At 62.3% G+C, this 22,676-nt stretch carries 18 protein-coding genes; 9 read left to right on the forward strand and 9 right to left on the reverse strand.

Going from position 1 to position 22,676, the window contains the following annotated elements:
* Positions 1 to 413 precede the first annotated feature (413 nt).
* On the reverse strand, positions 414 to 707 hold the full coding sequence (locus tag QRO91_RS11010; RefSeq protein WP_099605323.1) for a helix-turn-helix domain-containing protein: 294 nt from the start codon (positions 705 to 707) through the stop codon (positions 414 to 416).
* 215 nt (positions 708 to 922) lie between these two features.
* Here QRO91_RS11010 and QRO91_RS11015 point away from each other — a divergent pair, with 215 nt between their 5' ends.
* The 9 genes from QRO91_RS11015 (at position 923) to QRO91_RS11055 (ending at position 8,346) form a co-directional block, all read left to right on the forward strand.
* Positions 923 to 1,270, forward strand: coding sequence for a DUF2958 domain-containing protein (locus QRO91_RS11015; protein ID WP_099605312.1), 348 nt, complete (start codon positions 923 to 925; stop codon positions 1,268 to 1,270).
* A gap of 311 nt (positions 1,271 to 1,581) precedes the next feature.
* Complete coding sequence (locus QRO91_RS11020; RefSeq protein WP_099605311.1) at positions 1,582 to 2,355, forward strand: DUF2285 domain-containing protein; 774 nt, start codon at positions 1,582 to 1,584, stop codon at positions 2,353 to 2,355.
* A gap of 83 nt (positions 2,356 to 2,438) precedes the next feature.
* Positions 2,439 to 2,720, forward strand: coding sequence for an AlpA family transcriptional regulator (locus QRO91_RS11025; protein WP_099605310.1), 282 nt, complete (start codon positions 2,439 to 2,441; stop codon positions 2,718 to 2,720).
* Positions 2,721 to 2,746: 26 nt separating this feature from the next.
* Positions 2,747 to 3,607: a replication initiator protein A gene (locus QRO91_RS11030; RefSeq protein ID WP_099605322.1), complete on the forward strand. Its 861-nt coding sequence runs from the start codon at positions 2,747 to 2,749 to the stop codon at positions 3,605 to 3,607.
* 253 nt (positions 3,608 to 3,860) lie between these two features.
* Positions 3,861 to 4,499 carry a ParA family partition ATPase gene (parA, locus tag QRO91_RS11035; RefSeq protein ID WP_099605308.1) on the forward strand — a complete coding sequence of 213 codons (639 nt, stop codon included), beginning with the start codon at positions 3,861 to 3,863 and terminating at the stop codon, positions 4,497 to 4,499.
* Entirely contained in the window at positions 4,496 to 4,780 is a 285-nt protein-coding gene (locus QRO91_RS11040) for a chromosome partitioning protein ParB (RefSeq protein WP_099605321.1), read from the forward strand. The genes parA and QRO91_RS11040 overlap by 4 nt, the downstream gene beginning before the upstream one ends.
* Positions 4,777 to 5,322: a DUF2840 domain-containing protein gene (locus QRO91_RS11045; RefSeq protein WP_099605307.1), complete on the forward strand. Its 546-nt coding sequence runs from the start codon at positions 4,777 to 4,779 to the stop codon at positions 5,320 to 5,322. The genes QRO91_RS11040 and QRO91_RS11045 overlap by 4 nt, the downstream gene beginning before the upstream one ends.
* On the forward strand, positions 5,319 to 5,918 hold the full coding sequence (locus tag QRO91_RS11050) for a S26 family signal peptidase (protein WP_099605306.1): 600 nt from the start codon (positions 5,319 to 5,321) through the stop codon (positions 5,916 to 5,918). The genes QRO91_RS11045 and QRO91_RS11050 overlap by 4 nt, the downstream gene beginning before the upstream one ends.
* Before the next feature lie 448 nt (positions 5,919 to 6,366).
* The gene (locus QRO91_RS11055; RefSeq protein ID WP_099605304.1) at positions 6,367 to 8,346 is read left to right on the forward strand and encodes a relaxase/mobilization nuclease and DUF3363 domain-containing protein; all 1,980 of its coding nucleotides are present in this window, start codon (positions 6,367 to 6,369) and stop codon (positions 8,344 to 8,346) included.
* Between the two features lie 42 nt (positions 8,347 to 8,388).
* On the opposite strand, the gene QRO91_RS11060 is transcribed toward QRO91_RS11055, so the two are convergent.
* Genes QRO91_RS11060 through QRO91_RS11095 form a run of 8 tightly spaced genes read right to left on the reverse strand, consistent with a single transcriptional unit; the run spans position 8,389 to position 22,640 of the window.
* A complete protein-coding gene (locus QRO91_RS11060) occupies positions 8,389 to 11,178 on the reverse strand; it encodes a DEAD/DEAH box helicase (protein ID WP_285310393.1) in 2,790 nt (929 codons plus the stop codon).
* Positions 11,179 to 11,187: 9 nt separating this feature from the next.
* Positions 11,188 to 11,700, reverse strand: a complete 513-nt coding sequence (locus QRO91_RS11065) for a hypothetical protein (RefSeq protein WP_099605302.1) — start codon at positions 11,698 to 11,700, stop codon at positions 11,188 to 11,190.
* Positions 11,697 to 14,912, reverse strand: a complete 3,216-nt coding sequence (locus QRO91_RS11070; RefSeq protein ID WP_099605301.1) for a DUF1156 domain-containing protein — start codon at positions 14,910 to 14,912, stop codon at positions 11,697 to 11,699. The genes QRO91_RS11065 and QRO91_RS11070 overlap by 4 nt, the downstream gene beginning before the upstream one ends.
* Positions 14,912 to 17,536, reverse strand: coding sequence for a S8 family peptidase (locus QRO91_RS11075; RefSeq protein ID WP_099605300.1), 2,625 nt, complete (start codon positions 17,534 to 17,536; stop codon positions 14,912 to 14,914). Before QRO91_RS11075 ends, QRO91_RS11070 begins: the two co-directional genes overlap by 1 nt.
* Positions 17,536 to 18,564, reverse strand: a complete 1,029-nt coding sequence (locus tag QRO91_RS11080) for an AAA family ATPase (protein ID WP_099605299.1) — start codon at positions 18,562 to 18,564, stop codon at positions 17,536 to 17,538. Before QRO91_RS11080 ends, QRO91_RS11075 begins: the two co-directional genes overlap by 1 nt.
* Positions 18,565 to 18,598: 34 nt before the next feature.
* The gene (locus tag QRO91_RS11085; protein ID WP_099605298.1) at positions 18,599 to 19,618 is read right to left on the reverse strand and encodes a hypothetical protein; all 1,020 of its coding nucleotides are present in this window, start codon (positions 19,616 to 19,618) and stop codon (positions 18,599 to 18,601) included.
* Positions 19,618 to 22,386, reverse strand: coding sequence for a DUF499 domain-containing protein (locus QRO91_RS11090; protein ID WP_099605297.1), 2,769 nt, complete (start codon positions 22,384 to 22,386; stop codon positions 19,618 to 19,620). Before QRO91_RS11090 ends, QRO91_RS11085 begins: the two co-directional genes overlap by 1 nt.
* A complete protein-coding gene (locus QRO91_RS11095) occupies positions 22,386 to 22,640 on the reverse strand; it encodes a helix-turn-helix domain-containing protein (protein ID WP_099605296.1) in 255 nt (84 codons plus the stop codon). Before QRO91_RS11095 ends, QRO91_RS11090 begins: the two co-directional genes overlap by 1 nt.
* Between the last annotated feature and the right edge of the window lie 36 nt (positions 22,641 to 22,676).

A 22,676-nucleotide genomic window follows, 5' to 3' on the forward strand; every position in this document is an offset into this window, starting at 1 on the left:
CGCCATTCGCAGGCATTCTTGAACAAGATCGCCAGACGTCTCAACGAAAGACCTCGTAAGACCTTGGGCTTCCAGACGCCAGCCGCTAAGCTGAGCCAAGCCGTTGCGTCGACGGGTTGAACTCACCGTGGCCTTTTTCGGGTCGCATCTTCATGGTGGGGGAAGCCAGCACCTGCGGCTGCGATCAAAGCATGGCGTTTCGGCGCGTTGCGCCACCGGGCTTTGCGGGCTGCGCCCCGTGCCGTCTTTGCCGTCACGGCCATTCGACTCCAATCCCTCACGCCTTCGCGCCTGCGGCGCTGCGCGCTACGCTTGCCTCCAGGGGATCGGCGCAAGGCCCATCCCCGCCGCGCTGCACTTGGCGCCCCTTGAACACCGCCGAACTGGCCTGCGCCGGATCGACCCCGCCCAGCCTACGGCAGGGCTGCCGATGCGAGCTGGCTTTCAGCCTCGCTCATCAGCACCGCAGTGCTGCATTCGAGCGCGCCGGCAATCTTGAAGATGATCGCCAGCGTTGGCATGTGCTCGCCGCGCTCGATCTTGCCCATGTGCGAACGTTCGACGCCAGCCAGGTGCGCCAGCGATTCTTGCGCGATACCGCGCTCTATCCGCAGCGCACGCACCGCAGCGCCGAAGGCGTGAGCCAACTCGGCGTCATGGGTGGTGGAGCCAGCCGGTCGGCCGGGCTGGACGGATCGCTTCTGCATGGACAGAAGCGTCGATTCGCCGCACAATTAAAACCACGTTATCTTTAACTCATTCATCAAAACCCCACCGTTTTACGCTTCTGCAGAAATCCGTATTTACGGACTCCGACAAAGGAGCAGACCCACGGAATCACAATCGTGTTCATGCCCAAATCCGCCGATACGGTTTTGCGCCTTCACGCTTTGGCGGATTCGTGCAGCCGACGGGAATCGCCATGAATCCGCTCATCACCGAGGACGACCGTGTGTGTCTGCTGGCCCACGGCCAGGCCCGCGCCGCTGGCCGGGCCATCGACCCGGTGCCCGTGGTCCGGTTGTTCACGCCGGACGCGCATGTGACTTGGCTGCTGGCCGCGCTCGATCCCGCCGATGGCGACACCGCCTGGGGACTTATCGACCTGGGGATCGGGATGCCGGCGCAAGGCACCGTCAAGCTATCCGAGCTGGCCGTCATCGTCGGGCCGCGCCAGCAGCCCGTGATGCGTGACCTCTATTTCTGCCCGACGCACACGCTGTCGGAATACACCCGGCTGGCCCAGCGCGACGGGGCTATCCCGGACTGAACAAGGCTGACTGTGATTTTTTCAGTCTGGTGTCATGCCGGTCAGGTCTCAATCGGCATTCTTGCGGCATACCCCGGCCAGTCTGATCGAAACAGTCATGATGCGTGGCGCGGGTTGCGGCAGGCTGGTCAATGCAGCGCTCCAAGTTCGGAGTGCCGCCGCCGCCGTATTGAGACAAACACTGCAACGCATCGGAACCATTCGGTCTTGACCCCTTCCACCTATCTTGAACCTCCCATTTTTCCAACGATGGCGATGTAGCGCGTAGTCCTTTCCGTGACGGCGAATCCTGTTCTCAGGGAGGAGGCGTCATGGTCAATCCCCATCACCTCGCGCACTGGTATCCCACTGCGGCGTACCTGTTTGTCCTGTGGCTCGATGCGCTCGCGCTGGCTTGGGAATACCTGCGCAGGAATCCCGACTACCGGCTTGACTGGCTGCGCCATCATCGCCGGTTGCAAGCTGCGCAGCAGGCGGCGCAACGCTGGGGCTTGCGCCTGCTGGAAGACCCAGCCCTGGATGCGCGCGACGCGCATCCGGCCTGGCTGCCCGGCTCTGATGCCGTGGTGCAGCTCTACCCGGATGCCGATCCACCACTGGACGCCGCCGCGTTCGCGTTCTGGCACATCCCCGGCCATAAACACCTGCTGCATGATGGCAAGGGTCTGGCGTTGATCGCGCGCAGTCCTGGTCGCTGCCTGCGCTTCGCGCTGGCACCCGGCCTGCAAGACGGCATGGCCGTGGTCCATGCCTATCGCGGCGGCACTACCGCGCCTGCGCGCGGCTATGCGCCGGGCGCAGCCATTTCCGATGCCAAGCCCAGGCCAACACCGGCCGCGCTGCTGGAACTGCATACCCTGCAAGCGCTCGACGCCACCCTGGCGGGCGCGTCCTTGCGCGAGGTCGGTGAAGGCTTGTTCGGCGTGGATGCCTTGGCCGATTGGTACAGCGACGGTGGCCTGCGCTCGAAGGTGCGCCGCCTGGTGCGGCGAGGCGATGCACTGATGCGCGGCGGCTATCGCCAGCTAGCACAACTTTCGCCGCTTGAGAAGGGTCGTTCTGATGGTGACGCAAAACGACCCTGAGCAGAACAGCTTGGTTTTCTGAGACTGCCTCCATCCGGTTGCGCTGGTGCAGCCGGCGTTTTCAACCGATGGAGGTTCACGCCATGCGTTCCGCTCCCTTGCGGCCTGCCGCCACTGCTGTCACTGCGTCCATGCAGCCTCAACGCTACCTGACCAACGACGAAGCCGCCGAGTACCTGCGCCTGTCGCCGCGCACGCTGGAGAAACAGCGCGTGATCGGCGGTGGCCCGCGCTTTCGCAAGTTCGGCCGCCGCGTCATGTACGCCGTGGCCGACCTCGACACATGGGCGGCCGACCGCAGCTTCGAGACGACTTCCGATCCCGAGTACGCCGAGCACCATGCGGCGGACAGCCGTGCGCGCTGATCGCTGGCGCGCGGGTGGCCTTTGCCATGTCCAGCCCTGCGCTGCCCGCGCGGCAGCAGCCGATGCAGGAACACGAACAGCTCGACCTGTTCCGCGCCTTACCGGGCGAAGGCATGGCGCCGCGCGACAGCCAGGATTTGATGGCCTATCCGTTCTTCTCTCTGGCGAAGTCCAAGCGGGTCAAGCCCATCGACTTTCGCGCGGGCAATGTGACGATCCGCGTGGAAGGCACGCAGGAGCATGGCATTGCCACCATTTGGGACGCCGATCTACTCATTTGGGCGGCCTCGCAGATCGTGGAAGCGCGCGACGCGGGCTTGCGCCCGTCACGGCTGATGCAAGCCACACCCTACGAGATCCTGCGCTTCATCGGGCGCGGCAAGTCGCTGCGCGACTACCAGCGCCTCAAGGCCGCGCTCGATCGTTTGCAATCCACGACCGTGGCCACATCCATCCGCGAGACGACAGGCCGGCGCCTGCATCGCTTCTCGTGGATCAACGAATGGAAGGAACTGGCCGATGCCAGCGGCACACCGCAGGGCATCGAGCTGATCCTGCCGGACTGGTTCTATGCGGGCGTGCTCGATACCGCTTTGGTGCTGACTATCGACCCGGCGTATTTCCGGCTGACCGGCGGCATCGAGCGCTGGCTGTACCGCTTGGTGCGCAAGCACGGCGGCAAGCAGGCATACGGCTGGCAGTTCGACTTTCGCTACCTGCACCAGAAATCGGGCAGCACCGCCAAGCCCTACGACTTCGCCTGCGACCTGCGCGCGCTCGTCGCGCGGCAGTCGCTGCCCGGCTACGTCCTGGGCATCGAGCGGATGCCCGACAACGGCATGGAACTGCTGACGTTCCGGCCCGTGCCGCATACGGCACGGGGATAACTCCGGGACAGCCTGTGAATGGTGTCGTGCTATCAGGCGTGCGGGGTATCGTGCTATTAGGCGTGGGACTATCGTGCTATCAGGCGTGCCGATCGGCCGCAAACCCGCGCCAGCACTGGGTTTGCGCGTCCTCTAACTTTCCTAACTTCATTTCTCTAACTTTTAGTAGGGAAGCGCCGCTGCGGTGGACAACCACCACGCGGCCACAAGCACAGCAGCAAAAGCCCTGCTTTCCAGCATGGAGGGCTAGGCCATGATCGTCGCTTTGCTCAACCAAAAAGGCGGCGTGGGAAAGACCACGCTCGCCACGCACATCGCCGGCGAGTTGGCGATGCGCGGCCAGCACGTCGTGCTGCTGGACGCCGATCCGCAGGGTTCATCGCTGGATTGGACGCAGCGCAGAAGCCAGCAAGGCTTGCCACGGCTGTTCAGCGCCGTGGGCCTCGCACGCGAAACGCTGCATCAGGAGGCGCCAGAACTCGCCAGGCGGGCCGATCACGTCGTCATTGACGGGCCACCACGCATCGCCGCCTTGGCGCGCTCTGCGCTGCTGGCGGCCGAGCACGTGCTGATCCCCGTGCAACCCAGCCCCTACGACCTGTGGGCCAGCGCCGAGATGGTGGCGCTGATCCGCGAGGCGCAAGTCTTTCGGCCCGCGCTGCGCGCGGCCTTCGTCATCAATCGGCGCGTCAGCACCACCATCATCGGGCGCGAAGCGCGCCAGGCGCTTGCCGACCAGCCACTTCCTACGCTGCGCGCGGAAGTGCATCAGCGCATCGTGTTCGCCGACAGCGTGGCCGCTGGCCGGCTGGCACGCGAGACGGCGCCCGACAGCGCCGCCGCCCGCGAAATCACCGCGCTGGTGGATGAACTGCTGCGGTGGCCGGCATGACCGCGAAGCCGCCACCGAACAGCAAACGCACGGCCAAGCGCGTCGGCATCGGCGCGCGTCCGCCCGCGAATCCGCACGCCGAGGCGTGGATTCGTCAGGGCGACGCCGATGCGCTGGGCAAGGGCGACCTCTACACGGCTCGCCTCACGCTCGACATCACGCCCGCGATGCGCGCGCGCATCAAGGTATCGGCCTTCACGCAAGGCGTGACCGTGGCCGATCTGCTGCGCGGCCTGCTGGAGCGCGAGTTTCCAGAACACCGCAGGGAGAGCACGCCATGACCGCATTCGCTTCGCCTGCCGCTGTCGCGGCCACGGCTGCGCTGCAACCATCACCGGCCGCGCTCGCTGGCCAGCCAGCGAGCGCACTGCTGACGCGCGTGGCGCTGGCCTACATCGAGCCACGCTTCAAGCTCTATCTGCGCTTCGGCGAGCCTGCGCGCATCATCCGGCTCGACCGCTGGCGGCGCTGCGCCGTATTCCTGCCTAACGCGGTTCTGTGCCGTGTCCGCTGGCAGGCCAACGACTACGGCACTGTGCGCTGGCAGCTCATGGTGATGCAGGCTTGCACGCCGCTCGATGCGGCGCAGCGCATTCCTGGCGTGCAGCCGGGTGCGCGTTTGCTGCTGCACGCCGAGGGCGAGAACCAGGTGCGCGCCGCGCTGGAGCGCATCGACGCCATCGAGGCGTTGAGTATCGCACCCGCCGCTGTCTCGCCCGCGTACTGGCGCACGCTCGCCAACCGGCTCGCGGCGCGTTTGGCATTACCCGAATACACAGCAGAGCGGCACGCCGCCTGGCTCATCGGGAGGGCACTGCCATGACGCTTCCATCCGCCGTTGCCAGTGCAGCGGGCATTCCGCCGCGTCCTCGTTCGCGCCTGCGCGCTCGCCTCGTGCTGGCGGGCATATCCACCTGCGGCCTCGCTGCGCTGGCCTGGGCGTCCTTCTTGCATCCGCTGCCGCGCCTGATCTACAACCCGTCCGATAGCGTGGCGGTCGGCTGGTATAGCGTCGATCCGCTGGGCCACGGCACCGGCTCGCTGCCAGGCTCTTTGTCCGTGGGCGGCATCGTCCTGACCACGCTGCCGCCAGACGCCGCCGCGCTGGCAGCGCAGCGCGGCTACCTGCCGGCGCGCGTGCCGCTGCTCAAGCGCGTGGGCGCCGTCGCGCCGCAGGAGGTGTGCATCACTGGCCGCGTCGTCCGCATCGACGGCGTGCCTTCGGCCGCCGTGCTGCCTGCCGACCGCTGGGGCCGGCCGCTGCCATCCTGGCAGCAATGCCGTCGCCTCGAAGCCGGGGAACTGTTCCTCTTGAGTGTGACCAACCCGGCGTCGTTCGACAGCCGGTATTTCGGGCCGGTCAGCGCATCCGCCGTGATCGGCGTCGCGCATCCGGTCTGGCTGGAGTCCCGCCCATGATGGCCGCCGACTCGCTGCACGTTGCCGTGCATCTCATCGTGCCATCGGGCGTGTCGTGCTGCTGTCCGTCGCCATGCTGTCGCGCGTGCAGTGCGCGTGCATTCGCACCGCACTTCGCGCTGCCTCCGGCGCAGCCATCCCATGTGCAGGCGTCTTGCCTCGAACGCGCCCGGCCTGCGGCCGTGTCCGCGTTCGCCTGCGCGCTGGCTGCTCGCGCAGCAGCGCCGCCGGGCCGCGGCTGCTCCGAGCGACAGCGAGGGGCAAAGGCGGAAGGCAAGACAAAAGGGTGCGGCACCTGTCGGCCCGCAAAGCCAGTCTGCACGTGGGGGTGGCGCGGCACGCAGCGGCTTCGCCGCCGTGCCGCGTGGGGCGCGAGTCCCGCGCCGATGCAGGCATGTCCGCGTGCTTCGCACGCCCGGACACGCCATAGCTTGCAGGGAGAGCGGCCATGACCGACCGCCGCGACGATGATTTCCGGGTGCGTCCGAGCGCCCCGAAGAACCGAGGCAAGGGCCAGGGCTTCGTCTCCAAGGTGCTCAAGCAGGCGGGCAAGGCCAGCGGCGGCAAGTCTTCAGTGCGCCGTCCTGGCGGCAGTGGCAAGGGCGCCGGCCAGCGGCCCGGCTCGCGCCTGGGGCGCGGCCATACGGCGGCGCGCTTCGCCGGCGCGAAGCTGACGCCCATGTCGCGGCGCGTGACCATCAAGACGCTGCTGGTCAATCAGCGTAACGCCAGCCCCCAATCGCTGGCGAAACATCTGCGCTACATCGAGCGCGACCGCGCGGGCCGCGATGGTGAACCGGGCCGGGCCTACGGGCCGCAGACCGACGAAGCCGACCTTGGCGCCTTCAAGGAGCGAGCTTCCGACGACCGGCACCATTTCCGCTTCATCGTCTCCCCGGAGGACGGCGCCGAGCTGGACGACCTGCGCACCTACACCCGGCATCTGATGAACCGTATGGAAGCCGACCTGGGCACGCGGCTGGATTGGGTGGCAGTCGATCACTGGAATACCGACAACCCGCACGCCCACCTGATCGTGCGCGGGCGCGACGATACCGGCAAAGACCTCATCATCGCTGGCGACTACATCGCCGATGGCTTTCGCCATCGCGCCGCCGAACTGGCGACCGAATGGCTGGGGCCGCGCACCGAGCTGGAGATCCAGCAGACCTTGCAGCGCGAGGTGAATCAGGAGCGGTGGACGAGCCTGGATCGCACGCTGCAACGCGAGGCCGGCGACGATGGCAGAGTGCAGATCGAACGGTTCAACGAACCGCGGCTGCAACGCCAGCGTCTGCTGCTGATTGGCCGCCTGCAACGCTTGCAGCGCTTGGGCCTGGCCGATGAAACGCAGCCCGGCACCTGGGCCGTCCATGCCGACGCGGAAAAGACCCTGCGCGCCCTGGGCGAGCGTGGCGACATCATCCGCACCATGCAGCGGGCCATGCGCGGCGAGCCGCGCGAGCTGGCGGTGTTCGAGCCGGGAGACGATGGCCGGACTATCCTCGGGCGCGTGGCCGCGAAAGGGCTGGCCGACGAGCTGCGCGACCGGGGCTATCTGGTCATCGACGGTGTGGACGGCAAGGCCCATTACGTCGCGCTCAACGCCCGCGACGAGCTGGCGAACTATCCGGCCGGCGCCGTGGTGGAAGTGAGGGGGGCGGCCGACGTGCGTGCGGCCGATCGCAACATCGCCGCGCTGGCAAGCGGTGGCCTGTACCGCACCGACCATCACCTGGCCGTCGCACAGGGTCAGGCCGTACCGGGCCGTGATCCGCAGGAGGTCGTGGCAGCCCACATTCGCCGGCTCGAAGCCTTGCGCCGCACCGGCATCGTGGAGCGTGTGGCCGAAGGGCTATGGAAGGTGCCTGGCGACCTGCCCGAACAGGGCCGCCGCTACGACGCGCAGCGCCTGGGCGGCGTAGCCGTGGAGCTGAAATCGCACCTGCCCATCGAGCGGCAGGCCCGTGTCATCGGTGCCACCTGGCTCGACCAGCAGTTGATCGGTGGCGGCTCGGGCCTGGGCGACCTGGGCTTTGGCGGCGAGGCCAAGCAGGCGATGCAGCAGCGTGCCGACTTCCTGTCCGAGCAGGGGTTGGCCGAACGGCGAGGGCAGCGCGTGATCCTGGCGCGTAATCTGCTGGGCACGCTGCGCAATCGGGAGCTGGCGCAGGCCGCGAAGGACATCGCCACCGACACCGGCCTGGAGCATCGGCCAGTGGCCGATGGGCAGCGTGTGGCCGGCATCTACAGGCGCAGCGTCATGCTCGCCAGCGGGCGCTACGCGATGCTCGATGACGGCATGGGCTTCAGCTTGGTGCCGTGGAAGCCGGTGATCGAGCAGCGGTTGGGCCAGCAGCTTGCCGCGACGGTACGCGGCAATGGTGTGTCATGGGAGATTGGAAAGCAGCGCAACCTCACTATCTGAAGAACTCTCTCGCCCTTCCGGATTCAGCGTGGCTTTTCTGCTTTAGGCGGGCGTCTTCAGTATCTCAACGTATCCAATCAGCTCGGCCGAATAGCTGCCATCTCCATTTGCCGCGCCCTTGTGTTTCAACTCACGTTGCAAAGTTGGTTCCACGGTGTGGGCAAACAGTGCCAGCCGCTGCTCCGGTGTAAAGCTCGGCGAGATCGCCGATGCTTGCAGATACCGTTCGCATTGCCGCTCAATAGTCGGCACCCGTGTCCCGTCCTGCTTGACTGCGATGGGCTGCACCACCACACGGCGCTCACCGTTGCCGGCAGACGCCTCCACCATCCACAAGGACAGCAGCACCGGCTCGTCAACATCCCCAGCCACCGCAATGCCGATGTCTTCGGGCGTCACGCTGCGCCAGCGGCCAAGCTCTTCCTGTACCAAGGGGTGATCCAAGCCCATCAGTTCCAGATCGTCCCTGCTGGTGGCGGTATCGCGGTTCAGTGTGAACCGTGCACGGCGCGTGCCATCCACTGTCACAAGGTCGTAGGTTTCTTCGTCCACCTTCAGCAGCTTCTGCTGGCGGTCTGCCACGGCCGCCGACAGAAAACGCACCAGCCGATCCAGGCTGGAGGACACATCCGAGAAGGGCTGGTAGTCATCGAGGCTGAAACCGTCAAGGTCTTGAAACAGGTCGAACACCACCTGCCGTGCCTCGCGGGAATTGGACAGTGCCGCTTCCAGCTCCACCTGTGTGCGTTTCAGTTCAGGGTCAGACAGCGCCTCCTGGTACAGGCGGTCGTAGTTCAACCGTTCGGAAAGCTGTCCCAGAATCTGCGCCCGAAGGTCTTCGGCGACATTGCCCTGGTCATCGACCTTGCCGACCGTGCGTGCAATTTCAGTCAACTTCTCGTCCAGCAGCAGGAAGATGCGCCCCTCGATGGTGTCCGACAGCACCAGGTTGTAGACCTGCGCCGTGTGGTTCTGTCCATAGCGGTGAATGCGCCCGATGCGTTGCTCCATGTCCATCGGGTTCCACGGCAGGTCGAAATTGAACAGAATGCGCGCAAATTGCAGATTCAAGCCCTCGCGGCCAGCCGCTGTACACACCAGCACACGCGGCCCGTCTTTCAGGCGGAACTTCCGCTCTGCTGCCAGCTTGGCGCCGTGGTCGCCGCCACGCAGCACCACCACGCCCTGGCCGGGATAAGCCTGTTCAATCTCGCGGGCAATCAGATCGACCGTGCGGAGGTAGGTGGCGAAGATCACGATCTTTTCATTGGCGTTCTGCCGCCACAGATGCCCCAAACCATCGAGCAGCTTTTGTGCCTTGGTCTCGCGCTGCTGCGGGAAGATGCGCAGCAAGTCACCAATGCGCAGGCGCTCCTCGGGCAGATGCAAATCCACCACAGCAGACGCTGCCTCTTCGGCGTGCGTAGCCGAATACTCGCTGCCATAGGGGTCGGAGGCCATTTCCAGCGCCTCTTCATCCAGCTTTTTCACCAGCCGGTACTTGAGATCAGCCAACACGCGATCCACCTCGCTGCGCCCAACGCTGTCGCGCGGCAAGCCAAATTCCTCGTGAATCAGCTCGCGCGCTTCCTCGGTCAGGCGTTCGCGGCCTTCGATGTCCAGCTCTTTGTCGCGCAGAAACGCCTCGTGCAGTGTCAGCATCAACAAGCGGCGCTTGAGCGTGCGGCGCACGGCGGCAAAGCTCGATGCCGCGATCTTCTGGAAGATCGCCATCAAGAAGCCCAGTGCGCGCCCCTGATTGCCCTGGCGGCGGGCCAGATCGAACCCGTCTTCCAGATATTCGCGCAGTTTCTCGTAAAACAGCCGCTCCTCCTGGTTCATCAGGAAGGACTCGGTATGCACCCAGCGCCGGGCAAACAGCGGTGAGCCATCGGGTTGGCATGCATCAGCCTTGGTGCGGCGGAACATCACCGTATTCAGGCGATGGCGGTTTTCCAGCATGTCCTCGGGACTGCCAAACAGCGTGGGGTTCAAGAGCTGCGCCAGCATCCAGAACTGGAAGTGATTGCCTTGGTGCGGCGTAGCAGACAGAAGCAAGAGATCCCGCGCGTGATCCTTCAGCGCTTCGGCCAGCTTGTAGTTTTCCGTCTTGCGCACCTTGCCGCCCGTGCGGTGGGCGGTCAGGTGATGCGCTTCGTCGAATACCACCAGATCCCAGCGTGGCGCATCTAGCAGGCGCTTGATACGGGCAGGGCGCTTCAAGGTGTCGATGCTGGCAATCAGCCGGTCGTGTTTGGCAAATGCATTGGTCTTGCGGTCGGTGATGTCGCCTTCGGAGCCAAACACCTCGAAGTCGAGATTGAACACCTCGTTCAATTCGCGGTGCCAGTTGTTCACCAAGCCTGCGGGCACCACCATCAGCGCCCGGGTCAGCTCGCCCCGGCTGGCCAGTTCACGCAGAATCAGCGCGGCTTCGATGGTTTTGCCCAAGCCCACCTCGTCGGCGATCAGGTAACGCCGTGGTGAGGCAGTGGCAATGCGGTGCGTCAGCACCACCTGGTGCGGCAGCAGATCAATGCGCGCCGAGGTCAGCGCCGAGGCGCTTTCCATCACCGGCAGTGCGTGCGCTTCGTAAGACAGCCATGCCTTGCGTGCTCGGTCGGAGCCGCCTGCCACCGATTGCAGAATGCGCTCGGTACGGGTGCGCTCGCGGCGTACCGAACTGGCCGGTACGCGGCGCTCGCCCACCACGCCGAAGAACGCGCGCAGATAGCCATCGTGCGCGGGTTCGAGCACCACGCCTGGGCCGAGTTCGGTGTGGGTGATGCGCTCGCCGGGCTGAAACGAATCCTGAAAATCGTCTGCTTGCACGCGCTGGCCTCAAGTAATCCGCAGGTGAAACAGGCCGGCCGCTTTCGCACCCTCGCGCAGCAGGATTTCCTGCGGATACTCGTTGGCCTCACCCCACAGAAGGCGGCCAAAGTCGAGTAGTTGACCCCGATGCGGCGCTTCGCACAGCCAGGTCACTGCGTCGGTGGAGGCCTGCACGCGCAAACGGCCCTGGCCCTGCGGCAGCCAGAAGATCAAGGCTGCTTCGCCTGCGTATTCATCCTGAAATGACAGGATGGCGCGTTTGATTGTGTCGCCCAGCCAGATGTCGGCCTGATCGGGAGCCAGCAAATCAAGGCTGCCCTCCAGCCCGGCCACCACCAGCGTTTGCCCACCGTTGCTGGGCAGGTCATCCGGCCAGCCCTGCGCACCGGGGGCTGCCGCCTGCAAAAACTGCCGCAGGCTCCAAACCTCGTCCGCCGCGCACACGGTGTTGCGCGCTTCCTCGTCCCACAGCCAACTGGTGCCGCGCCGTTGCCATACCGTATCGAGCACCTGCCTCATTGCGCATACTCCCCATCGTCATCGAACAACGAAACCTGCAGTGGCTTGGGTGCCTGGCTGGCTTGCCAGGCCGAAAAGATCGACACCGCGCGCGAGGCTGCGTTGCGGGTGGTTTGATCCGAGCCGTTCTTCTGCAGCCATTCCAGCAGCGGTTTGAGCGCGATGTGCGGCTTGAAGTTGTCGTTCGTCAGCGTGTCCGAGGCATTGATGCCGCTGCCATCGACACAGGCACCGATCAGCACCAAAGCCTGATCCAGATCGGAGGTGAGCTTGCGCTTGTGCTTGCCTTGCCAATCTCGGGCGAAATCGAGCGGCGCGGTGCGCGTAAACACCTTCTTCTCTTCGCTGCACCAGCCGCGTTGCTCAAAGTCATCCGGTGTGGTGATGGTGCCGCGCAGAAACTTCTGCAGCTGGTCACGCTTCATCTCCGTGGCCGTGCCGAAGGTGCGCAGAAATTGGCGCGTCATCGGCTCGGCATTCACGGGCGGCGGCTCCTTGCCCTTGTCGGCGTCTTCGTCGATGAGCTGGTTGATACCCACCAGTGCATCGCGCACGGAGATGGTGCGGCCTTCATCCACATACACCTTGCCGTAGTGGCGCGAAAAGTATTCCAGCGCCTTGCCGCGCCGGATCACCTGGATGTCCGCCGCTGGCAGACCTTCCTTGGCGTGGTTCTCCAGCATGGCCTGCAATTGGCGCACGTCGGCCATCACCTCGCGGCGCATCCGGCCCCAGCTCACCGGCTTGGGTTCTTCGGTGCGCTTGCGGCAGACGTGGATGATGTCGTATTCGATGGTCTTGGAGCCGAACTCGCCTTCGCCCTTGGTTTCGTCGGAGCGGATGGGGTAGGTCGCTTCGAGGTAGTACCCGGCATCGAACAACGACTCCAGCACCGCCACCCACGGCTCGTCCTCGCTGTGGTGGAAGGTGAAGGCCAGGATGCCACTGGGCTTCAAGAGGCGATGCGCCTCGCGCCAGCACTGGGTGAGCAGACGTTGGTAGAAACCATCCGGATCTTCCGGCTCGCGGGCGCGGTTGGCAACCGCCTCCAGCGACTTGGGCGTGTACTCCGCGCCAAATATCTCTGGGTACTTGCCCTTGAGCGCCAGGCGCAGCCAGACGTAGAAGAAGTCGGCCAGCTCCGAGTAGTGCAGCAGGCCACCGAAGGGTGGATCGGTGATGACCAGATCGAGGCTGCAGTTTTCAAGCTGCGCCAGATCGGTGGACGAGCCCTGATGCACGGCCACATCCAGCACTGGGTCACTGGGGAAGACCTTTTCGCTTTTGCCGCTCAACTGGTCAGCCAACACGGGGTCGCGACGCTTCAGCGCTTCGTTACTCAACGAGTCCCACGGCTGAGTTGCCCATTCGCGGCCTTCGATGATTCCCTCGACACAAGAAGCCCAGTTACCGCGGCCCAGCAAAGGGAACACACAGTTCTCGACGACATTGTTCTTCGGGTGATAATTGTTGTTGCTCAGATGGGGAGCAAGGCAGTCTCTACTGATGTCCCAGAAGCAGAACATGTTCTGGTTGCGCAAATATTGCTGATACGCACCAAGAACATACTCCCGCACCTGCCAGTCATAGGTGCCAACCTCTACTACGGCCTTGAGCAGTTGCGCCTGCACCAGCAATTGGCGCGGGTTGAACATCGTCCACCAGTGAGTAAAGCCATAGTTCTCGCGGATGTCGCTGTTGGCAACTGCGGTCATGAACCCATATGGCACTTCAGAGCGAGGCCAGTAGTCTTTCAGGTCGGTGTCCTTGCGTGCATCCCATTCAGCAAATGCGGCGTCGTACTGCCGCGCGTGCGCTTCGCCGTAGGCCGCGAAGAAGCGGCCACTGTAGGGTTTGCCCGCTGCATCGCGCTTGGGTGCATAGCCCTGCACCGCGTAAGCAGCCATTTGCCCGCTCTTCTTGGTCGCCTTGATGGAGTTCATTACATCCTGCACTGTGCCGCAGGAAGCACAGGCATAGTTAGACCGTTTAGGAACCGTGCCGACATCAGGCTTAAAGGTGATTTTCGTTTCTGGGCAGGTCACTACCTCCGGCAGCGTGCCACGCACCTCCAATAGGCGAATCTTGGAGGCGCGCGCACTGTCCCAGCGCGTTGTAGCGGCCACATCGTCCTGCGCCGAGCCGCCGTAGGGCTGGTTATTCGCATCCTGCTTGGCTTCACCCGCCAGCCATTGCGGATGCACCAGCAGGCTCAGTTCCACCTTCTTGTTCTTGCCCTTGCCCAGATTCACCAGCGCGGTGTGGCCGCAGTGCGGGCAGATCACGCCGCGCCTTTTGTCGAGCACGGAGAACGGGTGTTCATCCGGCGCGACAACCAGCGGCGCATCCGGCGCCATCCTTGCGGCTTCCTCTTCAACGTGGAATTCGCCGCTGCATTTACTGCATGTGTGTTCCCAGTGCTTCACGCTGATGGTCTTCACCGCCATCACCGGGCTGGTCATGATCGGCGTGCGGTGGCCGCAACCCGTCACCTGGCAAGGGCCGTGCTTGGCCCAGAAGGTATAGATCGCCTCCGGGCCTTCGTAACGGTAGTCCTTGCGCTCGCCCTGCGGGATGGTGAGCGGGTCGAAATCGGCGGGCATGGCCTTGTTCGTCGGCAAATGCGTCCACGTGCCTTTCTCACCTTCCGGGCCGTCGCAGTAGTAGTACGGCATGATCTGCGGCTTGACCTCGGCCTCGATGTCGGCGAGCAGCTTTTTTACCTGCTCCAGATCGACATTGGCCAGCTCTTGCTTGACCACAAACCACGCCACCGGGTTCAGGTCGTTGCCGACCATCTGCATACCCAGGCGCGAGCCTTCGACCAGCGTGGTGCCGCCGCCCATGAAGATGTCCGCCACCTTCAGGTGCTTGAACGCGCCTTTCTTCTGGTGGTTGGCGTAGTAGTTATCCCACACCAGCTTGGCCGCGTGCGATTTGTCTTCCGGGGCCTTGGTGGCTGCCGCGATCAGCATCGAGCGGAACACGCTGGAGCGTCGCCGCGCCCACCATTTGGACATCTGGTAAATCGGCTTGCCCGCGTTGCCTTCGATGATCGCTACCTGATTGACGGGCAGGATGGGGAAATCAACCTCCAGGCAGGTCTTGGGACGGTTGGGATCGTTGAAATCGACGGTTTCCAGCGCGACAGGTTTTCCCGCACCTACGGCTTTGGCGACTTGCTGTGCGAGTAGTTCTTTTTTGGTGGCCATCAAGGCTGTCCTCCAACTGCGCCGACAGCGACTTGCGGCTGCAGTCGGGTGCGAAGTTGCTGATAAATTGGAATTTGAATGCCCTCGCCAACCTCCAGGGTCACAGCGAGGCCGTAAGGAATGGCATCGTCAAGATGGGCCGTCGCATCTTTCTTGCAGGCAACGTGCAGCAGAATGCTGTCACCATCTTGGTATGCAGCGATCTGTTTAGAGCCTTCCACCACCTCGTGCTGCACGGTTCCACGCAACACTTGGTTGTGATCTGCATCTTGGCGCGCCAGCTTGAGGGGTACACCACTCCAGCCGCCAACGGGGGATAGTTCCAGCTTGGCTTCACGGAAGTTTCGGTGGTCTGGGTTGATTGGACTGAACCATGCCAACGTCACTACCAACCGGCGCCACGCCTGACTGCCGGAAAGGTCTGGGGGCAGGGGGAACCGATATTCGTGAATTTCATTCTCACGAATCTCGCCACAGCCCAGCACCGTACCGCGCTGCTCGGTACATGCCAGTACTCGTTCGATTTGAACCTCGCCATAGCCAAGGTAACGTGCCAACAGCTCTTTGAACTGGCGTGAGTTATCGGATGTTTTCAGTGCCGCAGTGATTGCCTTGCTGGCATCGCCATCTTGTTTGGCTCCATGCACCAATAGCGTCTTGATGAGAACGGAAATCAGCCCTGGCGGAATGTTCTCTTCGTTTTCCGCGCGCAGTGCATCCAGCACTTCATAAATACGTGCGGCACTGCGGGTGGCAAGCGCTGTAGCATTGCTGGTGCCGCGCGTATGAATGGTCTGAGAAAAAGCACCGGCTTGGTTGCTGTCCGATGCTACTTTCTGCCCTGGCGCGGCAATGCTGCTATCCACGTGATAGACCGTCTGGCTGTCCAGCATTGGAGTGCGATACAGTTGTCGGCCACCTGGAAATAATACTTCCGGTTTGATGGAACGACGAAACCCATGCCCCAGCCGAGCAGCAGGGCTAAACAGCACCGTGTTGGGCAGAAGATCTGTACGTTGCCCCGGATAGTAATTGTCAACGCCGTCGGCGTGTGTCGCTCCCACCGTGATGGCATTGATGGATTCTGCCGGGGATAGAATTCGCCGCACGGACAGTTGGGCCTGAATGCACTTCAGCACATGATCGACCCTTTGGGAGTCGGTCAATGCCAGATAGTCCGGCCCCGATAAAGCAATGTCGATGGCGTCCTGATAGTTCCCTGCACTGACGCAGAAAAGCACACGGTACTTCCATGACAACCAATCCAGCAGCCTAGCCCAAGGGCTGGGCGTGTGGATAAAGGGGCGTGCCGGGTCTCCAATGGAGAGATTGATGACGCAAACACCGGGTGCTTGCGCTGGCACTGCGCCTTCGCCCTCAAACATTCGCCTGACAGCGCGCGCAATGCGATCCTCGAAAAAAACCTCATCGGGCACATGCTCGCTTCGGTTCATGGAATGAGGATCTGGCTGCATGATGGGAAGCACATACACCAGACGTGGCAATGGGTCAGGTTCGCCATCCACCAGCTCACCATGCACAACTAAAGAAGCCATTGACGTACCGTGTTTTCTTTCTCCTGGTTGATACTGCGAAGAAAGATTATCCGGATCGTCCAGCAATAGGCGCCCCTTCAGCGCTTGGTGCTGGATGTTGGGCACGCCATCGAGAATGGCTGCAACAGGTGGCAGCTCAACTATTCCCTCGGCAATTTCAGTGTCAACGCCTTCGCCATCTTCCGTTACGGCGAGACTTTGCCCGGTGGGACGGAAATACATGACACCATGAAACTTGAAGAGCTGAATGTCGGTATCGTGCGCCTCGGAATCCAGATCGTATAAAAGCTGCCGGATACGTTCTACGGGCAATTCTGCCTTGACCGCATGAAAGGCGATCTCTGGCATGTCGATGAAGCTGCTCAATGCTCGGCCACCAGCCGCTTCCAGCAATGCGGCAATATTGCGCTCGCTTTGTCTGCGCCTGTCTTCTGACTTGCGATAGAACAGCTCGATCTGACAGTGGATCGATTCCTCCGAGTTGTTGGGGTCGAGGGCATCTCTCCAGCGCCCCAGCATGCCTGTCTCGCGCAGGGTTTCTTCAATGCCCCAGCGGCGGATTTGAACAGTTTGATTGAACACATCGCGCCACTTGGTTTTCCCCATCGGCAACGCCTGATTGTTCTTCCATTGCTCCCATAGCGACAGGAGTTGCCGCATCCCTGCCTCATTGCTGAGAGACAGGAACATCCGCCCCTTGACCGCCTTGTTCGCACGCTCCCCTTTGGTGTTGACTTCAAAAAAATCCTCGTCGGGGGGAATGTCATCAACATCCCATTCCCCCAGCCACTCCAGTCCAATGGCTTCGACGGCCTGTCGGAACTCATTGACGCTGCCTGCTATTTCAATCACCAGAACGGTTTCAGGCTCGAATCCAGCCACGGAGCCGCTAACGCTGGCTTTATAGCGATCAAATTCCTGTTGGAGTGTGGTCAGTTGCGTGCCTAGTCGAGCCACCTGTTTTCCATGTCCTGGAACATGGGGCTGACTTGACGGAAATCCGTTACCTGCGGGTGGTGCGATGGTTCTCGCTTGTGGGAATACGAGAAGAGGAAGAGAGGTTGCCATCAGCTATCTCCTCCCTCTTTGGCTGCTTCCTTGACAGTCGCCGCGCCTTTGCCGGTGGTTGGTTTCAAACGGCCTTTCCATTGCTCCAGCTTCAGCTTGGTCACTTGCTGGGCATTTTCCGTCTTCATGTCGAGAACGGCGCGGCGAACTACGCTAAGGCAAAACTCTTCGGTTTCTGCGAAATTCAACCCCAACAGGTGCTTCGCCAAGGTTGCCGGCTCATATCCAAAATTCACGTCACACCGCTGGCCAATCGAGGCGATGTATTGCGTCAGTTGTGCTCGGGTAGGTGTTAGCAACTCAATGCGCAATTGAAAGCGCCGCCAGACGGCTTTGTCCAAAAGTTCAGGGTGATTGCTGGCAGCGACCACCACTACATAGTCTGGCATTTCATCCAACTGCATCAGCAAGGTACTGACGACGCGCTTGATCTCTCCCGTTTCATGGGTGTCGCCGCGCTCTTTGCCCAGTGTCTCGAATTCGTCAAAGAATAGGACGCAGCGCTGTGTCCTAGCGTAGTCCAGCACGCTTTTCAATCGGCTGGAAGTTTCACCAAGATAGCTTCCCACCAAAGTTTCGTATCGGACGACGATGAGGGGATACATCAGCTCGAACGCCAGCGCTTCGGCCAGCGTTGTTTTGCCATTTCCGGGGGGGCCTGCGAGCAGAATGCTGTTTCTGGCACGAAGGTTGTGTGCATGAAGTAGCTCTGCACGATGTTGCTCTTCCACAAGCTCTCTTATCTGCACCCTGATCTTTTCAGGCAGCATTAAGCTATCCAGATTGCGCTCTGGTGTGGTTTCATAAAACAGATCTTTTTGTGGGGCGCTGCCGCTCATCTTGGTGACCGGGGAGCGGGCAGCTTGAGTGACATTGGGTTGCAATGCCTTGGTCAGTCGCTCCGCGAGCAAACGGTGTCCCTTCTGTTTTTCTTCTTGGATCAATCCTTCTGCGGCCTTGCGGAAGGCAAGCTGATCCCCACTGGTCGCGGTTTTGACCAAATCAACCAATAAATCAGCTTGTGCCATTAGCCCATGCTCCGAAAAAAATGTTCCAACCCGTTCATCTACTTATCTCAAGCCAAGGTGACAGCACTTCCAGCAGCGAGAGACCACCATGCGTCAAAGTCGGGTAGCCGCCTTGGCTGCGCCACTTTCTGCGCCCCAGCGCCAGCAGGTGTGCGCCATGCGGGCTGTCGATTTGCAAGGCGACGGGAGGAACGAAGGGGCCTGCGTCGCCATTGCCTGCCTTGCTGCGACCGCTTGAAAAAGTCTGCTTGAGGTGCGAGGCAACCTCACCATCGGCATCGGGGAAGTAGCCCGTGGCGGCGTAGCCGTGATCGGATGTGATGACCAAGCGCCGCCCAGTGGCGAGGCGCTCAATAAAGCTCCAAAAGTCGTCACTGGAAAGTTGCTGCGCGGCATCTCTGGTCAGCAGCTCCAGACCTTGGCCCGCGCCGTAGTCGTGCAGCTTGACGTCTGGCCAGTGATGCCAGAACACCCAATTCTTCGCACCCGAGGCGTTGTCCACCAAACCCTCGCAGTCCTTCCACGGCAAGTCGATGGTTTCGGTCTGCGCCGGTTGCAGCTTGTGGGCCAAACCGCCGCCGTTGGCTTGTAGCTGGCTACGGCTGGTCAGCCCCAATGCGCGGGCGAACGGGTTGGTTTCACTGGGCAGTTCAGATGCTGTGGCGCCCACTGTGTGCAGGGTGAATCCACGCTCTTTGGCCCCTTGCAGCAGCCAGGGCAGTTCGCGCAGCGAGAGGGCATCCAGAATCAGCACGGCGCGCGCGACGCTGTGGCCATAGCCGGGTTCGCTCCACCAACGCGTAAGCCGGTTTGAGGTACGTTCAACACCACAGATTTCGGGTTGGCCAAAGACCCGCCACAGATCCCAGCCGCTGGAGGCCAGAAACAAATCGAGCTCGGCAATTTCGCGGTCTCGCTTGACCACCTCGCTGGGGGCATTGCCTTCGGCCAGCGGTTTCGAGGCAATCTCCAGCACCCGATCGGTAATGATGCGCCACGCTTCTCTCGGGCTGTCCTGGGTCAGGCGCTGCAAGATTTGAGCATCCAACGCCATCAGTTGTCCTCCTTCTCAAGACTCAGCTCAAAGGTCATGCCATCAGGCAGCTTCTTGAGCAGTTCCTTGAGTTGCGCGCCCGTAATCTGCGTGTTCTGACCAGCAGACACCTTGATCGAGACTTCTGCCACAGGCGTGGCTGGGCCAATGCCCCAGCCTTCGAGCTTGCCGATCAGGTTGAGCGGCGAGGTTGGCGGGTTAGAGAGCGGGGTGCGTGATTTGGTAGTGGTACTTGTGCCACTACCAAAGATGTCGCCGCCATTCGGTGATGCACCACCGCCGGGGGTGTTGTCGCCACCGGAAGGGGAGACGGGCGGAGTGGTAGTGCCGCCACCAAAAGTATCGCCGCCCGATCCACCGTTGCCGCCTGCAGGCGGCTGCGGCGCGGGTGGCGTGGTGCCTCCGGTCGCGGGCACCGCCGAGGGTTCCATCAGGAACACTTCATCAAGCTGACGCCCGGTGTAGGAGAGCTTGGGGCGCAAGCGCCGCCATGCAGTTTCCTCGTCCTCGCCCGCGTGGGTTTGAAGGTGCTCCAGATTGCGCAGGTTGATGGCGATCTTGCCGCGCGCGCACAAGCGCAGGATGCGTTCCTTCATCGCGGTTTCCCCCAGCCAGGGGATGCAATCCTGACCAGCAGGGCGAGGCTCTTGCAGTTCACGCAGCAGCTTGCCGAGGGGGGCGTTCTCCGAGGCGGCTTCAAGAACGAGGTCTTCGAAATCTTCGGGGACAAAGAGGTCGTTGGTCAGGGTTTCTTCGATGCCCTCGGGGATTTGAGCACCTTGCTTTTTCAGGTGCTCGACACTGAACAGGGATTGCTGCGGGTTCTGGTGGTCATAGCGGTGCAGGATGGCAAACCGATCGAAGCGCTTCTTCAGGTTCTCGCGCAGCGTGCCTTCAAATTCCTTATGAAGTTTCTTGTATTCGGGGTTCTGCCCACTCCATTCCTGAGCCTTCATTTCGGCGCGGGCAAGGATGAGGAGGTCACGGTCCTGAAAGGCGTTGGTGGAGCCGGCACGGGGCAACAAGAAGCGAATGGTGTTGCGGCGCTTTTGCAGGTGGTCCTTGAGCCAGCGGCCCAGTGTTTGGTCCATTTTTTCCGGCTCATCTGGCAGCACCAGAATGGGCAGCCGGTCATCCCAGCGCTCCGGCTGCTCGGCTTCGTCGAGCGATGTCCACGGATCGTTCTGCCACGATTTTGGCAGGGCAATCACGCGGAAGGTTTTAGCGACCTCATCGCTGCCTCCGATGACGTAGCGCACCTGCTTGGCAAGCTGCACCTGATCGGAACCATCGGTGAACAGCTTGTCGTTGCGCGCGCAGGCCATCAGCTTGGCGCGGGGGTTTTCTTCCTCGCGGAAGACCAACCGTGGACCATCCTGGTGAATGTTGAAGCTGTTTTCGACAATGGTCGCCAGTTCGACCTGAAAGGCATTGCCATCTACCGGCTTGCTGCGGGTGATGTCCACCTGCAACGTGGCAGGATCGGCCCCGGCAAGATTGCCGACGGCGATGGAGCGGAGCCACAGCGCGCTCAGGATTTCTTGCAGGTGTGGGGCAAGGTTGGCGTGGTCGTACACCGCCTCGGTCACCGAAATGATGTTGTGCTGCGCTTTTTCGCGCAGGGTGCGGTGGTGTTCGTTGGACACTGAATCCAGCAGCGCTCCAATGCCCGAGGCATCGTCATCCAGCCGGAAATCAGCGGCAGTGAGCACAGGCACCGCTTCGCCCCGGCTCTTGTAGAGGTTGGCCAGGATGCGAATCATGTCGCGCGTTTCTTGCGCATCCGTGGCTATCAGCACCTGTTCCTCAAGCAGGCGCAGCAAGTGCGGTGCGTAAGGCCAGGACTCAGTGAATTCACGGCGCTTGCGATCCTGCTCGGCGGGCGGCACATCCAGCAGGCGGAAGTATTCGGAGACGTGTTGCGCAACCAGCGATTCGATGGTGCCGTCTGCAATCTGCAGACGGTTGTCGAACAGGCGATGCAACAGCATCCGCCGTCGATCCTGCTGGATACGCTCGGCATTGCCTCCCGCCTTGAAGTCGATGGCCACCGGGTTGACGCGGTGCACCTGCTGGTAAGCATCGCTTCCGCCATTGCGCACGGAGATCACCAACACGAGTAGGTCGGGGCGCTCTTTGGCGATCTCCGACAGGATCTGGATGAAGTTGAACGCCCATTGCTTCCAGGGGTACTGCTTGGTATTGGTCAGGCCGTCGTACCAAGTCTGGAATTCGTCGAGGAGGAGCATCGCGGGCCGATGCTCAAGCAGCTCGATGATGAGCTTGTCTGAGGGGATGTCGGTCTTGGCCGCTCCCATGCCTTCCCACTTGCCCTTGATGAATTCGCCGCGAGGGTGGCGTTCGAACAGCAAGTCCCACAGGAACTTGTAGCGTTGCCGGTGCAGGCTCTCGCCAATGACCAACATGCCATCGCGCAGTGCTATCTTGCCGATGCCGGGATCACCCAACGTGCTTGACCAGGAGTTGAGCCATGCGCCCGTCGATGCGGCATCGTTGACCGCGTGGTAGAGCGCTGCCATCAAGTGCGACTTACCCAGGCCGCGCTCGCCGATCACGACCACTGGCCGCCCTTGGTTGGGGCCTACGGCTTCGATGCCCTTCAGCAGATCGTGGGTGGGATAGGTGATCTCCAAGAATGCCTGTGCGGCGATCTGGGTGGCACCCGTGTTCGAGTCGTTGGAAAGCTCAATGGCCGTCCCTTTGAGGCGCTTGCCCCGAAACTCATCCCGAAGAGTCAATCCAAGCATTACTTACGCACTCCATCGTTGGTTTGGCCATTGGCCGTGTGGACACCCTCGCGCGCAGCGTCGAGTCCTTCCAAGGACTGCTGCTTGATCCAGTTGTCAATGTCTGCGCGCGAAAACCGCCACGTCCCTCCAACTTTGAAGGCTGGGATTTTCTTGGCCCCGGCCAACCTGTAGATCGTCCGTTCCGTGACCTTCAGGTAGTCGGCTACCTGCCTGATGGTGAGGATTTCGCCTTCGTTGTTGTCGGTGGGCATCGTGGGTGCCTTGGAGGTCAAACAATGGCAGGATTG

The organism is Stenotrophomonas maltophilia group sp. Smal32 (assembly GCF_030237085.1).
GTDB lineage: Bacteria > Pseudomonadota > Gammaproteobacteria > Xanthomonadales > Xanthomonadaceae > Stenotrophomonas > Stenotrophomonas maltophilia_Q.